The following is a 14,300-nucleotide window of genomic DNA, read 5'->3' as shown; positions in this document are numbered from 1 at the left end:
CTTATTTCTTAGACTTTCTTTTAAGAGAGAGAGTAATTGTAAATTCAGCAACTGGCTCATCATCAACATCTGGACAAGTTGCTGTGATCTTAAGCGGAAGATTATGTCTTTCGTCACTTGCTAGAACCATATCAACGAATTCGTCGATTTCCTTACCTTGCTTACAAGTAAAGACAGTATCCCCTTCAGCACGTTTTAGAAATTCCGCATGGAAATCTTTAAAAGCAAGAGAGACTCTCTTTCCTTTATCCATCGTTTTCTTCATTGCTGCAAATCCGCCTGCTAAATCAGCTCCACAAGCAAGAGCACCAAAGTACATACTATTTAGATGGTTCTTTGATCTTCTCGATAATGGAATCTTGATGGCAGTAACTTCTTCGCTTAATTCTATTACAGTCGGCCTTAACCAAAAGATCATTGGAACTTTTGTAAGACCAAAAAGACGCACAAAAGCAGTATTTCTTAAGCCTTCGGGAAGCTTATCTAGAACTTTCTTCATTACTTATTTCCCTTTAATTCAAGCGTTCTTTGATAAGCACGCTCCATTGCAATATTAAATATTTTTTCTAAATTTGATTCTTTTAAAGATTCCAAGGCTTCAAATGTAACACCTTTTTTTGATGTAACGTTTTCACGAAGTTCTTGTGCATCGTCATTTTGTACTAGCATTCTCCCAGCACCTTCTATTGTACCGGCAATCATTTGGTGTGCAAGTTTCTTATCAATTCCTCTTCTTTCAAGATCAGAAATTAGAATACGAGCTATTTCAAAAAAATATGCAGGACCAGAACCAGAAAAAGGAGTGATTATATCGATATCATCTTCTTTCTCAAAGACTGTATTGATTCCTTTTGTATTAAAGGCATCCCAGAAGTACTTCCATTTATCCTGATGAACTCTTTTAGACTTATAAAGAGCATTTACACCAAGACCAACTTGAGCAGGAGTATTAGGCATTATTCTAATAACCTCCTCACTTCCAAGAGCAGAAGCTAGTGATGCACTATCAACACCCGCAAGTAGAGAAACAATTGTAAGGTATGGATGAGATAAGAATTCAACCTCTTTTGCAACTTCTATTAATTGTTGTGGCTTAAATCCACACCAAATGAAGTCGATATGTTGATTTCTTAAGTCCTCTAAACTTTCAATCCAGCTTACATCAAAGTCCTCGGCGAACTTCTTGGCCTTTGTCCCAGAAGGAGTAAACACAAAGAACTCACTCTCATCATTTTCTTTAGCAACTGCAATAAAGTTAGGTAAAAGCGCACGGACCATATTCCCTGCGCCTAAAATAAGATGTCGATAGGCCATTACTGATCTAACTCCATCGGTGCACCATGCCTCATGATATTTACAGCGTAACTTCTTTCACATGAGAAAAGGTGGAAGAGATCAAAGTAAGAACAATTGATAAAGTCTTCAAGAGGAGTGATAAAAGTCGTCATTACAGATTGCCCATTATACTCACCTTGAATTTTATTGAACTCTCTAATATTCTCCTCATCTCCATCACAAATCACAACATCAAAATTCTCTTTTAGAAGCTCATGCATTTTATCTTTGTTTACAAAGTAACAATCAATATTCTTCTTAGAGAAACGATTCTTCTTTAAAATATCAATAAGGAAGTTCCACCATTGATAAGATGCTTTATTAGAGCAAAGAACTGTCACACCTGTTCCTGCCGCTAAAGACATTAGAACAGCAAAGAATGTCTGCATATTAATATCTTTATTTAAACTTAAATAGAGTGCGCGGTCTTTATTAGCATCAAATACAGAATAGTTAATCTGACCAGGAATATAGCGGTTATTTCGGCCATGATTTAAAAGCTCAAGGTATTCTACTTCAAACCATTTTTTTAATTCAATAATATTATGTCTTTGACCACCAAATGTTCCAGGAAAGAGAGGACCAAAATTCCCAAGGATTTCATCAATAGCACCTAGAATCTTTTCACGTCTAATAAAGTGATCTGATCGAGAAGAGCGAGAGATGACAGGAGAATCGTTTCCACCTTCTTCATAGAAAGATTCAGAAATATCTTCATCACTTGGCCTTACAAATAGGCTTCGTAAGTAGTCTTCACCACCGGCCTTTGGACCTGTACCAGACATTTTAAATCCACCAAATGGCTCAATCGCAACACGAGCACCAGTGATACCACGGTTGATATAATTACTCCCCACAAGCATCTCTTTTGAAAGATAATCAATATCATCTTGAGATTGAGAGAAAATCCCACCTGTTAGTCCGTATTCAACGCTATTGAATAACTCTAATGCATCGTCATGATCATCATAAGGAAGAATGTGTACGACTGGTGCAAATAACTCTCGACATGCAAAGCTTTCAGGATCATAGGCGCGAGACTTTGGAAGTTCAATAACAGTTGGTCCAACGCAATAACCTGGAAGATCTTCCTCACTACGATTTACGTGAACTTTACCACCATACTTATGAGCTTCTTCACATGCTTGTTTCACTTGAGTGATTAAACGATCTTTTTCTTCTTGGCTTACAAGTGGATTAATATAACTTGCAAAGTCTGTTGCTGGCCCGACGTTAATATCAAGTGCAGCCTGTTTTAACCTTGCAATGAGTTTATCTTTAACTTCACGGTCAACAAGAACTCGTGATGCCGCCGAACATTTTTGTCCAGCGTGAGCAAATGCTGAGTAGAGAATTCCATCAACTGTTTCATCAAGTTCAGCGTTATTCGTTACAATTACAGCATTCTTTCCACCCATCTCAGTGATGACTTTAACTGGATAAGTCTTTTGCGTTTCGCGATTATGATATAAACGTTGGCTACAAACTTTTGCGATATGAACCCCTACTGGTTTTGAACCAGTAAAGATAACACCTGCAATACGCTCATCTTCAACAAGCTTTTGTCCAACAGTCTCACCAACACCAGGAAGGTGAATAAGAGCATCTTTTGGAACACCTACTTCATGGAATAGATTAACTAGCTCACATGTAATAAGTGGAGTTTGTTCTGCAGGCTTTAAGATAACACTTGAGCCTGTTAGAAGTGCTGATGCAGTCATTCCACATGGGATGGCCATTGGAAAATTCCAAGGTGCGATAATAGCAAATGGACCTCGAGCATCGATGTCTCGACTTGGGCCAACTTCTTGTAAACGGCGAATATAATAATTTAAAAAATCAATTGCTTCATCGACATCTGCAAGTGCCTCACTAATGGCCTTACCAGACTCATGCATAATAAGTGCAGAATAGTAATTTCTGCGCATATACATAATCTCAGCAGCATGGGCCATAATACTTGCACGTTTCTGCCAAGAGTAACTCGACCACTCTCCATCATAGAATGATTTATCAACTGTATCTAACGCTTTTTGCGCATCATCAAGTGTAGCAAAAGTAATTTTACCTACGACAGATTTTCCATCTGAAGGAGAAAGTACATTTTCAACTTCACCACTTAGTTTGAAATCACTTTCATAATCTTTACCTAATTCAAACTTTTCAAAGTCTCTTCTAAAGTACTTCAATTCTTTTTCGAGATAAGTTTTCAGTGGTGGACAATTAGAAAAATCACCGAAAATATTTGTGATTGTTGAGTCAAGATTTAGAAGCCCTTCCTCATGATGTTTAGCATAAATATCATTTGGTGCCATAAGTTTTGCATTCTTCTTATGACTTCTCATAATTGTCAGAACACCAACTTGAGATGAGTTCTCCATAATACGACGAACGAGATATGCCATACCAACAATTAATGAACCGATAGGTACATAATTTCTAACTGCCCATCCCATCTTGGCCATGGCCGTAGACAAGGCCTCATATGTCATATGTAGACACTGGTGTTCGATTTCATCGATATCACTATATTTAGTCTCTCTAAGAGCACTTGCAAAAGCGTGATCAGAGAAGTTGTGAGAGGCAAGACATAATTTAATATGTGGAAAGGCCTTAAATGTCTCATCGATCATTTGTCTAAAGTTAATATCTGTTTCTTCTTTATTTAAAAATTCAGGAGCGTTGTGAGCATGAGCTTCGGCCTCAACTGTTTCAGCATCCCAATAAGCACCTTTTACAAGACGTATTGGCATATTATGTCCACGCTGTTTTGCTAGATCAATAATGTCTTGTAGATGCTCGTAGCAGTCACGAAGGTAGGCTTGAACAACAATACCAGTATCTGCATAATCTTTTAACTCAGGAGTATCAAGAAGCGCCTTTTTATAAACCTCAAAAACTATATCGCGGTAGTGATAGTGTTCGGCATCGATATTGATAAAAACCTGTTGCTCCATCCCTGCTTTTAAGATCTTGATAAGTCTTGGAGCAACTAAACTATATGTATAATTAAAAGCTTCTGGCCTAAAGTCAGAACAAAGAGCTGAAACTTTAATCGATACGTGGGCACGAAGAATTCCGGCCTTATTTCTACGACCTGGAGAGATATGCATACTAAAACCATTAACTAGCTTTAGAACTTCATTCATATAATTATCAGCTTCTTCTTCTGATACAACTAACTCACCTAACTGATCCAAGGTTACATCACGACCAGACTTAAAGATCGTCGAGAAATTCTTTTGGGCAGTTTCAATTGTCTCACCTGCAATAAATCTTCTTGCCATAAATCGAACTTTAAATCGAACAATGGCAGCAAGTGGTTTTGCTGGAAAGACTTTTACAATTAATAAAGTAAAGTAGAAAAGAAGAACTAATTGAGAAGGAAGAGGTTGTCTATCCCCTTTTAGGCCAAGTTCTTCAGCTTTCTTAGAATCGACAATAAGACGTCTTAACGCTTCTTTTAAAGTCCTCTTAACTTCTGTTCCTTCATCATCGTGATCAAGAGAAGGAAGAATTGCCAAGAACTTAAGTAAGTGAATTCTTAGAAGAGCATAATTGGCCGTAAGACCTAAAGCAAAGTCAGAGATTTTTTCAAAAAAGACAGGAGAATATCCATTGATATATACTAAAAGCTTTTTAGTAATCGTCTCAGTCATTTTTGAAACTTCTTCAGTATCAATTTGAGCGTGTGTATCTAAATTATAACGTTTTGTAATGATACGACTAACACCAGGGAAGTCCCCAATTCGAACCTTCATAACCTTCGTTACATGATTCTTAAATGCTTTATAGGCTTTATTCTTTTCTCCGTTGAAATTATCAAGAAGAAAAATTTCATTTGCCATCTTAACATTACAAAGTCTTAGAACCTTATCTTTATTATCAACACCTAAAAGGAATTGTGTTCCTTCTAGAGCAATTTGAAATTTGAATGAACTATCAAAAGAAGTCCAAAAGATTAATTCTTTTTTTACTTCTTCTTTTAGATTATTCTCTTCATCGAGAATAAGTGATGAGAAATGTTCATAAAAATCGAGTCTAAAATTCTCATCTAAATTGATCTGTTTAATAACAGGTAGCTTCACATTAACTCCCTTAAAAATTATAAAAATTTGGCAACTTGATCCTTTCTCTTAGAATCAAGATAGCCGATTTATTTTGTCATTTAACTTCCAAAGGGTATAATAAAACAAAGTAGATATTAAAAAAACATATTTACGTAGTGTCACAGAGCACAAAAATAACTAAATATTACTTTTGATAATAGTCTAACTTTGCGAAGATAAGACTATGAAAGAAAAAATTGTTTTTATTGATGACGATGAGAATATTGCTGACCTATTTGCCATGACATTGAGCGCAGGTGGTCATGAGACGAAGGCCCTAAGCGGAGAGCACGACGTAGAGCAATATTTTCATAATATTAGCGATGACCTTAAAATCGTTATTGCAGACAAGAATATGCCCGTCATCAATGGCCCTGAAGTCGTAAGACGTTTTGAAAGTGGCCCAAAAGCGGGAAAACTTGAGTATATAATTATCTCAGGTGACGAAGAGTTAGATAGCGACGATATCTCTCAAAAAGTTCACTTTATGAGAAAACCGTTTAAGAAAGAACAACTTTTATCTTTAATTGAGGAAATTCTTTAATGCGCCAAAGCTTTTGCTTCATTCTATCACTTCTGTCATTGCAAGCGCTTGCACTGACTTATACACTAGCGGACTTACGTGTCCTCTATAGTGAGAAGTCATATAATGAATATATGAAGCATCACCTCGATGTACGTCCATCCAAAAGAGATTTTGAGTGGAAGAAGATGACACGAGAGATGGCCACGGCCCAAGCTGATGAATTTATAAAGAAAGAACAAGTCACTCGTGAAAATTTCAATCTTTTAACTAAGTATATAGAAAATAAAAATTTAAAAGCCTACGCATTTTACACATTGGCCTATTCTAAATTTGCAAGACTCTATTTTAAGAAGTGCAATAACTGTATTAAGGATCTCGATCGATACATTTCACACTCGGCCAGATATCCAGATATTGATTTCGATATTTATAAAAACCTTAATAACTCGATTAAATCAAATTATGACAACCTAGTTAAAGCTCCTTTAAAAAGTAATGATTCAATTTACTACTGTAAAGAAGAGCAAGGCCAGAAAGCTTTAGTCAAAATCCTTGTTGATGAAATTGGAAGAGAAGATACCAAGGATACAATTGTAAAAAAGTCCAAAGATATTTTTAATCCTGATTGCCTCAATGGTTTCTCAAAAGAAGATATCCATGCTCTTTTAGACAAAGCAGATTATACAAGTGAAATCATATACCTAACGTTTCGTGCATTTGAGAAGATTGATGATATTACTTCAGACACATATCTCATGACGTATCTTTTAACTTCACCTAAACCGGGGCCAATCATGAATATGGCCTGGAACCAGATAGAGATGCTTTCAGCCAACTATAAAAAGAGAATGAAAATATTTGATAATCTTAAAAAGCAATATCCTCTTAGTGGTGAGATTTTTGAGCGCAAAAATGGAAAAGTCGCTGAAAAATCTAAAATCATCATCAAACGCTTTGCAGAAAACTTTCCAGAGTACCTAAATTTCTATGGTGAAACGTGCCTCAATTTCTACAGTGGAAAAGTGAAATTTGCTCGCGGAAACCCTGCCCTACATTGTGACGATTTCATGGCCGAAGAAGTGGCCGGCAAGTGGATGAGCGACACTGTGCGACTTAAATACTCTGGCGCTAAGAAAATCAACTAGTTAGACCAGGTAAAAACCTCTTAATTCCTAGCATTTCCTTGCCTGATGTTCACAAATGTGGGAATATCAAGCACAACAATAAATATTAGGGAACTGTTAATTATGATCAAGTCACTTTTAACATTATTTATTTCATTCGCAATCATTGCAAATCCAGCTCAAGATGAAACTACAATTGGTGATAATGGGCAAGATGATAACCAAGTCTGCCTCGAGCTTAGTCAAGATAAGTTAATTGGTCTTGAGAGTAAGCCTGAAAATGAGCTAGTATTCGTTTCCAATAAATGTTCATACGCTGACTTCACAAAAGAACTAAAAGAGAAACTTCAAGCGGCCCTGCCTTTTGAAGGAGAAGGAAGATTACAACTTTCACTAAAAGACGAAAAAATCAATGTCATTATGGACACTCTTGCAACAGAACATGTTGGTTCAAGTCGTTTTTCATATGAAGACACAAAGAAAATTGAAGACTTCTATTCTTCAACTAAAGCTGATTCTCTTAAACAATCAGGAAACCTAGAGTCTCTTAGAGATGATCAATCAGACGAATTCTACCTTGTGCTATTCTTTAATGCGCAAAAGGATCGCCTCATTGTAATTTATAAGCGTCTAACAGAAGCACCAGTTAATGATGTGCCTCCGTCGGATGATCTACCATCTGAAGAATTATAAAATAAGAAATTTCTTAGCAAAGATACTAGATGCTAGATCGGCATTTTCGCTACTACGATTATCAATACGATAACCTATAAAGACCTTCTTTCCTCTACGGAAAGTATATGAAGGAACAAGGCGAACATATTGGTCCATATCGCCTTTGTATAAAATAAACTCTTCACCTGGCTTAATATCCTTAGCATTAATAAGAAGAGATCCAAGATCGATACTTTTTGCAGACCAATCAACTTTTATCTTCTTTATTTCATCATCCTTACTTGCAGGCCCTCGCCCACTATCTTTTTTATATTCAAGTCCATTAAACATCTTAGAAATTTCAGATGCATCAGGATGATTTGTTATTGATGCTGGTAATGTTGCACCTGAGCTTTGTAGATTATTTAAATCTAACTCTGGAGCAGAACGTCCTGTAATATCAACTACAGTGGCCTTCTTTTCAGGAGGCAAGAAAGTTGAGCTTCCTGTACCACCAGAACCACCAGCTCCAGAGCTCATCCCATTACTGCCACCACTTCCAGAAGTAGGGCTCCCCACATTTGCAATTTGTCTATCATTACTTCTTCTACGATCATCACTTGAAGGAGATCTTCTAATTGGCTCTAAAGTCTCAGCATCATAGCGCTGATACTTTTCACGATTGGCCCTTGCAAGCTCCTCTCGCTCTTTCTTCATACGACGATCTTGCGCTGCAATCGCATCTTTTAAAGAACTACCTGCTTCACGTAATGTCTTAATCGTCTCAACCATCTGCTTAGTTCTAGCTGAGACTTTTCTGCGACCACGTCCGCGTGATCCCATCGTTAATCTTCCGCTATTATTTGTGTTTAAGTTGCTTTGTTGAACTGGACCCTGTTGAGTTTGCTGAGCAGGGGCATTCGTAACAACATTATTAATATTAGAATCATTTGAAGAATTAATTTTAGAACTTCCTTGGGCAACTGAGTTACCTTTGTTCTCAACAACTTCCTGTGCGATATTTTCGTTATCTGTCCCACCAATATCAAAAGATTCCCCATCTTTACTCTCAAAGAATTGAGAAACAAGAGAACCTTTATTAAGTGATGCCGTCTCATTCTTTGCATGTCCAACCATAGACTTAATATCATCAAAATCATCTTTATGTAGATACTCTTCTAAATAAGAGATATCTTCTTCACTCATAGATCCCGATTTAATATCTTTGATTAGTTGGTTTCCAATTGCCTCTTTTAAAAATAAACAATTTGGTAAATTTTGATTTTCTTTTGAAGTACATCCTTCCTTTACAAATTCACTTAAGGCTTTTTCCTTATCAACATTACAGCCATGAATTGAATAAGGTGCTTTATCTTTACATATCTTTTCACACCTTGGATTAGCTTCCTCGTTATTATTCTTATAGGCGGCTGAAAGAGTGCTAAATATATTTAATGATAAGTCTTGTCTCTTAGGTCGATCTTTTATCTTACAATAGTAATTATAACTATCTACATTTTCTAAAAATGGTAGTTCAAATTCAAAATCGTCTTTTTCTGTAGAAGTTATCGATTCACCTGAGCAAAAGCTCTTAACCTTCTGATTAAAATCAACACAGAAGTTATCTAAGTCAGACTGCTCCATACTCAAGCTTTCAACATCGTTCTTAATTAGAGACTGACAAGAATTTGTTCTAAACTTGCTTATAGTATTATTTGTATTATCAACACTTGAACTAAAAATTTCATGAAAATCAATACCTAATTCACTTGCAAAGTCTTTACCTACATATTCAGGAAACATCTCATTGATCATTTGTTCACTACAATGTGAATTAAGAGTCTTATGGAGCTTACAATTTAATTCTAAATCCTGATCAACGGCCTTAACTAAATTTCTTGCCATCATGAAAATACTCCCCTTGAGGTGCTTTCCATTTCTTTGACGAAAAATCTTACGACTTTGACTGTAGTCTGCTTTGTCATTTGCAGAGACACATTCACAGTAAGAGTCTATATTTACATCAGAGCCTATACTCTCAACACAAGTCTTACCAACCTTAGAATGAAAGCCAGTTCCCATACGTTCCGCAATATCAGCAAAGCTATCTCCACCTGTGAAAATCGAAACAATCCCTTGGCGACATTCAGCTGTTGCTAATTGTGATACCAGAATCATTAGGAACGTAATTAATATCTTCATCATATCCTTAATTAAGGTTTATTGGCATATTTGGTTCAGACCTTTTAATCTCTCTTATAGACTTCACTGGGACTAAGTTAAATCGTTCACCAGATCTTAATCTTCTCATTACAGCTGAGTACTCTTTCGCATTTTTTGAATTTTTATAATTTTTTTCTAGATGTTCAAAGACATAGAACATGGGTCCTTCAAATGACTTACCTTCTCTAGTAATTCGAATATATGCATTAGGATCAACGCCCCCATATGTAGACTTCATCATAGAACCTAGATAGTATGAGTAATCACCACCACTACTTACATGATCAAAAAAGTTTTTACTAAATGCCCAGCAATCCATAGACAACATATATTTAAAAAAGAAGTCTCTATGATTTCCTTCTTTGTATGTTTCATCTATATGTTGCATAATTTTTTTATATGAAGGTAAAAGCTTATTTGGCGTACGATAAGCATCACAGACTGCCCTACGACTTGGATACATAATATCAGCAATATTATCCGGATAATTTGGATAGGATGTATTTGTGCCATAAGATTTTACATCAGCAATCATTCTAAAGTTAAGTTCATTTTTACGATCGAGAATAGGTGGAACTGACTCAGTTAGACAGTCAACATCTGCACCTTGAATTGCTCTTACGCCCACAAAAGCACTGCTATGAAAGGCAAAAAGAAATGTTAAAAATGGTAAAATGAATTTATTCATAAGTAATCCTTTGTCAGCTAATCGGCTTCTAAGTTACTGACTTTAGGGATTACTTATAATTTTTTAATTTAGCTTAGATCGGCCAGACCGACTATACTTGTCGGTCTTTAGAGGCTTTTAAAATAATCTAGACTTTCTGGATTTGATACCGCTTGAACATTATCGAGCTTGCGTCCGTTTATTAAACGACTTACGGCCATTTCCATTTTTTTACCTGAGCGTGTGTATGGGATGCCCTTCACTGCAATCACCTTCTTAGGCATATGCCTTGGTGTTGTGTTCTCACGAATACGCGAGCGAATTAGTTTGATATCTTCTTTTGAAAGTTCATGGCCATCTTTTGTGACAACAAAGAGCCATACTTCGACATCCCCATCAATATTCTTTCCGACACAAACTGAATCTTCGATGAAGTCAATTGTTTCAGTTTGGCGATAAATTTCTGCGGTACCAATTCTAACACCACCAGGATTAAGAGTAGCATCAGATCGCCCTAAAACTTGTGCACCACCTGTTTCAGTGATTTTAATAAAGTCACCATGATGCCAAACGCCTTTAAACTCTGCAAAATAGGCTTTATGGATTCTTTCGCCGTTATCATCATTTAAGAAATAAATTGGTCGAGATGGAAAGCTTTGAAGACAAACGAGTTCCCCTTCCTCACCTTTTACCTCTTTTCCACGAGAATCAAAACAAGTGACATCCATTCCAAGGCCTGCACATTGTAACTCTCCTCGATGAACTGGAAGAATAGGATTTCCTAAGAAGAAGCAACCAATAATATCTGTTCCACCAGATATACTTGAAAGCTGGATATCTTTTTTAAATTTATTATAAACATAGTCAAATTGCTCAGGTAGTAGCGGTGCACCTGTTGAGAGCATTGTTTCTAAAGATGAAAAGTCATATTTAGAAAGATCGATACCTGAATCTTCAAGGGCCTTTAAAAACTTAGGACTTGTTCCAAATATATTAATTTGTTCTTTTTCAATTAAGGAAATAAAGTCACCGAAAGTTGGATATGCAGGTGATCCTTCATAAAGAACTGTAGTTGCTCCAAAATAAAGTGAAGAGATCAACCAATTCCACATCATCCAACCACAAGTAGTGAAATACATTATTGTCGAATCTTCTTTTAGATTTGTATGTAAGCCTAATTCTTTAATATGGTTAAGTAATGTTCCTCCAATTGAGTGAACAATACACTTCGGCTTTCCAGTTGTCCCCGATGAATACATGATATAAAGAGGATCTTTAAAATCACACTCTATAAATTCGATTTCATCTTCACTTGGCTTTACAATATCACTCCAAGAGACGGCCTTATGAATTGATGAAACATCCATCCCCTCGCCCTTGAAATCAACGACAATAACTTTTTCAATACTATCAATCTTTGAAACAACAGCATTTATCTTTTCTGTTAGATCAAAGTATTTCCCACCATATTCGTATCCGTTAACAGTAACAAGGACCTTCGGTTTTGATTGGCCAAAACGATCAATAACACCTTCGATACCAAAGTCACTTGAAGTCGAAGTAAATACTCCACCAAGAGCTGTTGTCGCTAACATTGATGTCGCAGTTTCAGTGATATTTGGCATATAACAAGCAAGAACATCGCCTTTAGAAATATGATCTTTTATGACTTTTTGTAATCCTGAAACATCTTTTCGCAGTTGCTCAAATGTCGTTTTAATTGTTTTACCAGATTCTCGAACACTGCTTAGAGCAATATTTACATCACGGCCTTTCTTGAGCATATTCTTTGCGAAGTTAAGCTTCATATTTGGAAACCAACCATAAGTATCAAAACTTAAATCAGTACATACAGGCTCTAACTCTCCGCTAAAATCAACATCATAGAATTTTACGAGTTCTTTCCAAAAACTATTTGGATTATCAACCGAGTACTTATGGAGAGAATGATAAGACTGGCAATCAAGGCCTTGAGACTTATTAATATACTTAATGAACTCCATCATATTTGATGACTGAATTCTTACGTTGCTTGGCGTGTATAAAATATTACTCACTTCTTCTTCCTCAGTACTCGATTATATTTAAAGCAGTCCTTTTAATGCTTGAGCGCTATCAGCTTCTACTTTTTCATGGAGAGAGTTTCCATGAGCATCCATTGTTACGACAACAGGAAACTCCTCAACAGTTAATTCCCAGATAGCTTCTGGTGAACCAAGATCACGCCAATAAACATTATCCACTGATTTAATCTTTTCAGCTAGAACCTGAGCTGCACCACCAATACCATGGAAATATACACAGCCATATTCTCTACAACCATCAAGAGTCTTTTGACCCATTCCACCTTTACCGATAACTCCTAGGATTCCATGATCTCTCATAACTTCCCATTGATATGGTTCTTCACGAATTGAAGTCGTAGGCCCTGCTGCTTTTACTTCATATGTACCATCGTCTTTTTCAAGAACGACTGGACCGCAGTGATAAATAATTTGATTATTTAAATCAACAGGAGGCTCTGTGCCCTCATGTAAACGCTTATGTACAGCATCACGCCCAGTAAACATTTTTCCAGAAATAAGAACCATGTCACCAACTTTTAGTTCTCTTATTTGTTCTTTTGTAAAAGGATAATCTAGTCTTTTCATTTCGACCTCTTAGTATAACCAGTTCTTAATTTCGTTATTTGATTTTAGAGCAACACCTTGTCTTCTAAATGCCCAGCACATATATGAAACTGAAACAAAGAATGATGCTGGTAGACGGTTTAGATCTGTTACCTTACATCCAAGAAGAGTTGTCTTTCCACCAAATCCCATTGGTCCAATACCTAATTTATTTGCTGTTTCAACGATATCTTTCTCAAGAGCAGCAAGCTCTGGGTTTTCATTTGTATCATCAAGCTTTCTTAAGAATTGATCTTTAGCAGCGACATGACCTGTTCCACGATCACCACCAATACAAACACCTAGAACACCTGGTCCACATCCCTTTCCTTGTGCCTTTTGTACACAATCAAGAATCGCCTTTCTTACACCATCAAGATCACGTCCAGCATTTAGCTCTGTATTAGGAAGTGAATATTGTGCACCGACGTTTTCACAACCTCCACCTTTAAGCATTAGTTTTACATTTAGTGATTTTGACTTATGTTGTTCAAACTTAATGACAGGATGGCCACCACCGACATTCATACAGTCATTCTTTCCAGTAAGAGAATTAACAGAATTCTGTCTTAGGTATCCAATTTCAGTTGCTTTTAAAACAGCCTTCTCGCAGATTTTACGAAAAGCTGCTTGATCAAAGTCTTTAGGATGAGAAACTTTAAAAACAATTGTTCCAGTATCCTGACATAGAGGCTGAGACTTCATCTTTGCCATTTTAATATTTGCTTGAATGATATTCATTGCATACTCAGCAGTTGTGTTCTTTTCTTCTCTATGAAGGGCCTCAAGAACAACTTTCTGCACGTCGTCTGGCAGGACTGTAGAAGTAACACGAATTAGCTCAAGTAGAGAATCAAAAAGGGCCGTATTCTTATTTGGTAATTTTACTACTTTCTTCTTAGTTGCTTTCTTTGCTACTTTCTTCTTAGTTGCTTTCTTTGCTACTTTCTTCTTAGTTGCTTTCTTTGCTACTTTCTTCTTAGTTGCTTTCTT

The 14,300-nt window shown here is 36.3% G+C and carries 9 protein-coding genes and 1 pseudogene; 3 read left to right on the top strand and 7 right to left on the bottom strand.

From position 1 onward, the window contains the following. Position 1: 1 nt before the first annotated feature. From ACMAZI_RS06765 to ACMAZI_RS06755, 3 genes are read right to left on the bottom strand one after another with little or no spacing between them, the layout of a single operon-like run. Positions 2-499, bottom strand: coding sequence for a PaaI family thioesterase (locus ACMAZI_RS06765; protein WP_115363363.1), 498 nt, complete (start codon positions 497-499; stop codon positions 2-4). Continuing rightward, on the bottom strand, positions 499-1,314 hold the full coding sequence (locus ACMAZI_RS06760) for a pyrroline-5-carboxylate reductase family protein (protein WP_412473501.1): 816 nt from the start codon (positions 1,312-1,314) through the stop codon (positions 499-501). The genes ACMAZI_RS06765 and ACMAZI_RS06760 overlap by 1 nt, the downstream gene beginning before the upstream one ends. Further along, positions 1,314-5,423, bottom strand: coding sequence for a proline dehydrogenase family protein (locus ACMAZI_RS06755; RefSeq protein WP_412473502.1), 4,110 nt, complete (start codon positions 5,421-5,423; stop codon positions 1,314-1,316). The genes ACMAZI_RS06760 and ACMAZI_RS06755 overlap by 1 nt, the downstream gene beginning before the upstream one ends. 205 nt (positions 5,424-5,628) lie before the next feature. Here ACMAZI_RS06755 and ACMAZI_RS06750 point away from each other — a divergent pair, with 205 nt between their 5' ends. The 3 genes from ACMAZI_RS06750 to ACMAZI_RS06740 all read left to right on the top strand — a co-directional run bounded on the left by ACMAZI_RS06750 (position 5,629) and on the right by ACMAZI_RS06740 (position 7,787). After that, positions 5,629-5,988, top strand: coding sequence for a response regulator (locus tag ACMAZI_RS06750; RefSeq protein WP_115363369.1), 360 nt, complete (start codon positions 5,629-5,631; stop codon positions 5,986-5,988). Beyond that, positions 5,988-7,115: a hypothetical protein gene (locus ACMAZI_RS06745; RefSeq protein WP_115363372.1), complete on the top strand. Its 1,128-nt coding sequence runs from the start codon at positions 5,988-5,990 to the stop codon at positions 7,113-7,115. The genes ACMAZI_RS06750 and ACMAZI_RS06745 overlap by 1 nt, the downstream gene beginning before the upstream one ends. A 102-nt stretch (positions 7,116-7,217) precedes the next feature. Then, a complete protein-coding gene (locus ACMAZI_RS06740; protein ID WP_412473503.1) occupies positions 7,218-7,787 on the top strand; it encodes a hypothetical protein in 570 nt (189 codons plus the stop codon). On the opposite strand, the gene ACMAZI_RS06735 is transcribed toward ACMAZI_RS06740, so the two are convergent. The 4 genes and pseudogenes from ACMAZI_RS06735 to ACMAZI_RS06720 all read right to left on the bottom strand — a co-directional run. Beyond that, positions 7,782-9,953 (bottom strand): hypothetical protein, encoded by a 2,172-nt coding sequence (locus ACMAZI_RS06735; RefSeq protein WP_412473504.1) that lies wholly within the window; start codon positions 9,951-9,953, stop codon positions 7,782-7,784. The genes ACMAZI_RS06740 and ACMAZI_RS06735 overlap by 6 nt on opposite strands. A gap of 4 nt (positions 9,954-9,957) precedes the next feature. Next, entirely contained in the window at positions 9,958-10,659 is a 702-nt protein-coding gene (locus ACMAZI_RS06730) for a hypothetical protein (protein WP_115363378.1), read from the bottom strand. A 107-nt stretch (positions 10,660-10,766) separates the two neighbouring features. Further along, positions 10,767-12,695 carry an acetoacetate--CoA ligase gene (locus tag ACMAZI_RS06725; RefSeq protein ID WP_412473505.1) on the bottom strand — a complete coding sequence of 643 codons (1,929 nt, stop codon included), beginning with the start codon at positions 12,693-12,695 and terminating at the stop codon, positions 10,767-10,769. A gap of 27 nt (positions 12,696-12,722) precedes the next feature. Then, positions 12,723-14,168, bottom strand: a pseudogene (locus tag ACMAZI_RS06720) (FumA C-terminus/TtdB family hydratase beta subunit); the annotation flags it as partial. Between the last annotated feature and the right edge of the window lie 132 nt (positions 14,169-14,300).

The organism is Halobacteriovorax sp. YZS-3-1 (assembly GCF_047084945.1).
Taxonomy (GTDB): Bacteria; Bdellovibrionota; Bacteriovoracia; order Bacteriovoracales; family Bacteriovoracaceae; genus Halobacteriovorax_A; species Halobacteriovorax_A vibrionivorans.
Note: the sequence above shows the minus strand (reverse complement) of the source record. Positions and strands in the feature narration are given on the sequence as shown.

What these genes read in the sequence shown, in the direction of transcription:
- ACMAZI_RS06765 (WP_115363363.1), bottom strand. Translation starts at nt 499, where the DNA reads ATGAAGAAAGTTCTAGATAAGCTTCCCGAAGGCTTAAGAAATACTGCT.
- ACMAZI_RS06760 (WP_412473501.1), bottom strand. Translation starts at nt 1,314, where the DNA reads ATGGCCTATCGACATCTTATTTTAGGCGCAGGGAATATGGTCCGTGCG.
- ACMAZI_RS06750 (WP_115363369.1), top strand. Translation starts at nt 5,629, where the DNA reads ATGAAAGAAAAAATTGTTTTTATTGATGACGATGAGAATATTGCTGAC.
- ACMAZI_RS06745 (WP_115363372.1), top strand. Translation starts at nt 5,988, where the DNA reads ATGCGCCAAAGCTTTTGCTTCATTCTATCACTTCTGTCATTGCAAGCG.
- ACMAZI_RS06740 (WP_412473503.1), top strand. Translation starts at nt 7,218, where the DNA reads ATGATCAAGTCACTTTTAACATTATTTATTTCATTCGCAATCATTGCA.
- ACMAZI_RS06735 (WP_412473504.1), bottom strand. Translation starts at nt 9,953, where the DNA reads ATGATGAAGATATTAATTACGTTCCTAATGATTCTGGTATCACAATTA.
- ACMAZI_RS06730 (WP_115363378.1), bottom strand. Translation starts at nt 10,659, where the DNA reads ATGAATAAATTCATTTTACCATTTTTAACATTTCTTTTTGCCTTTCAT.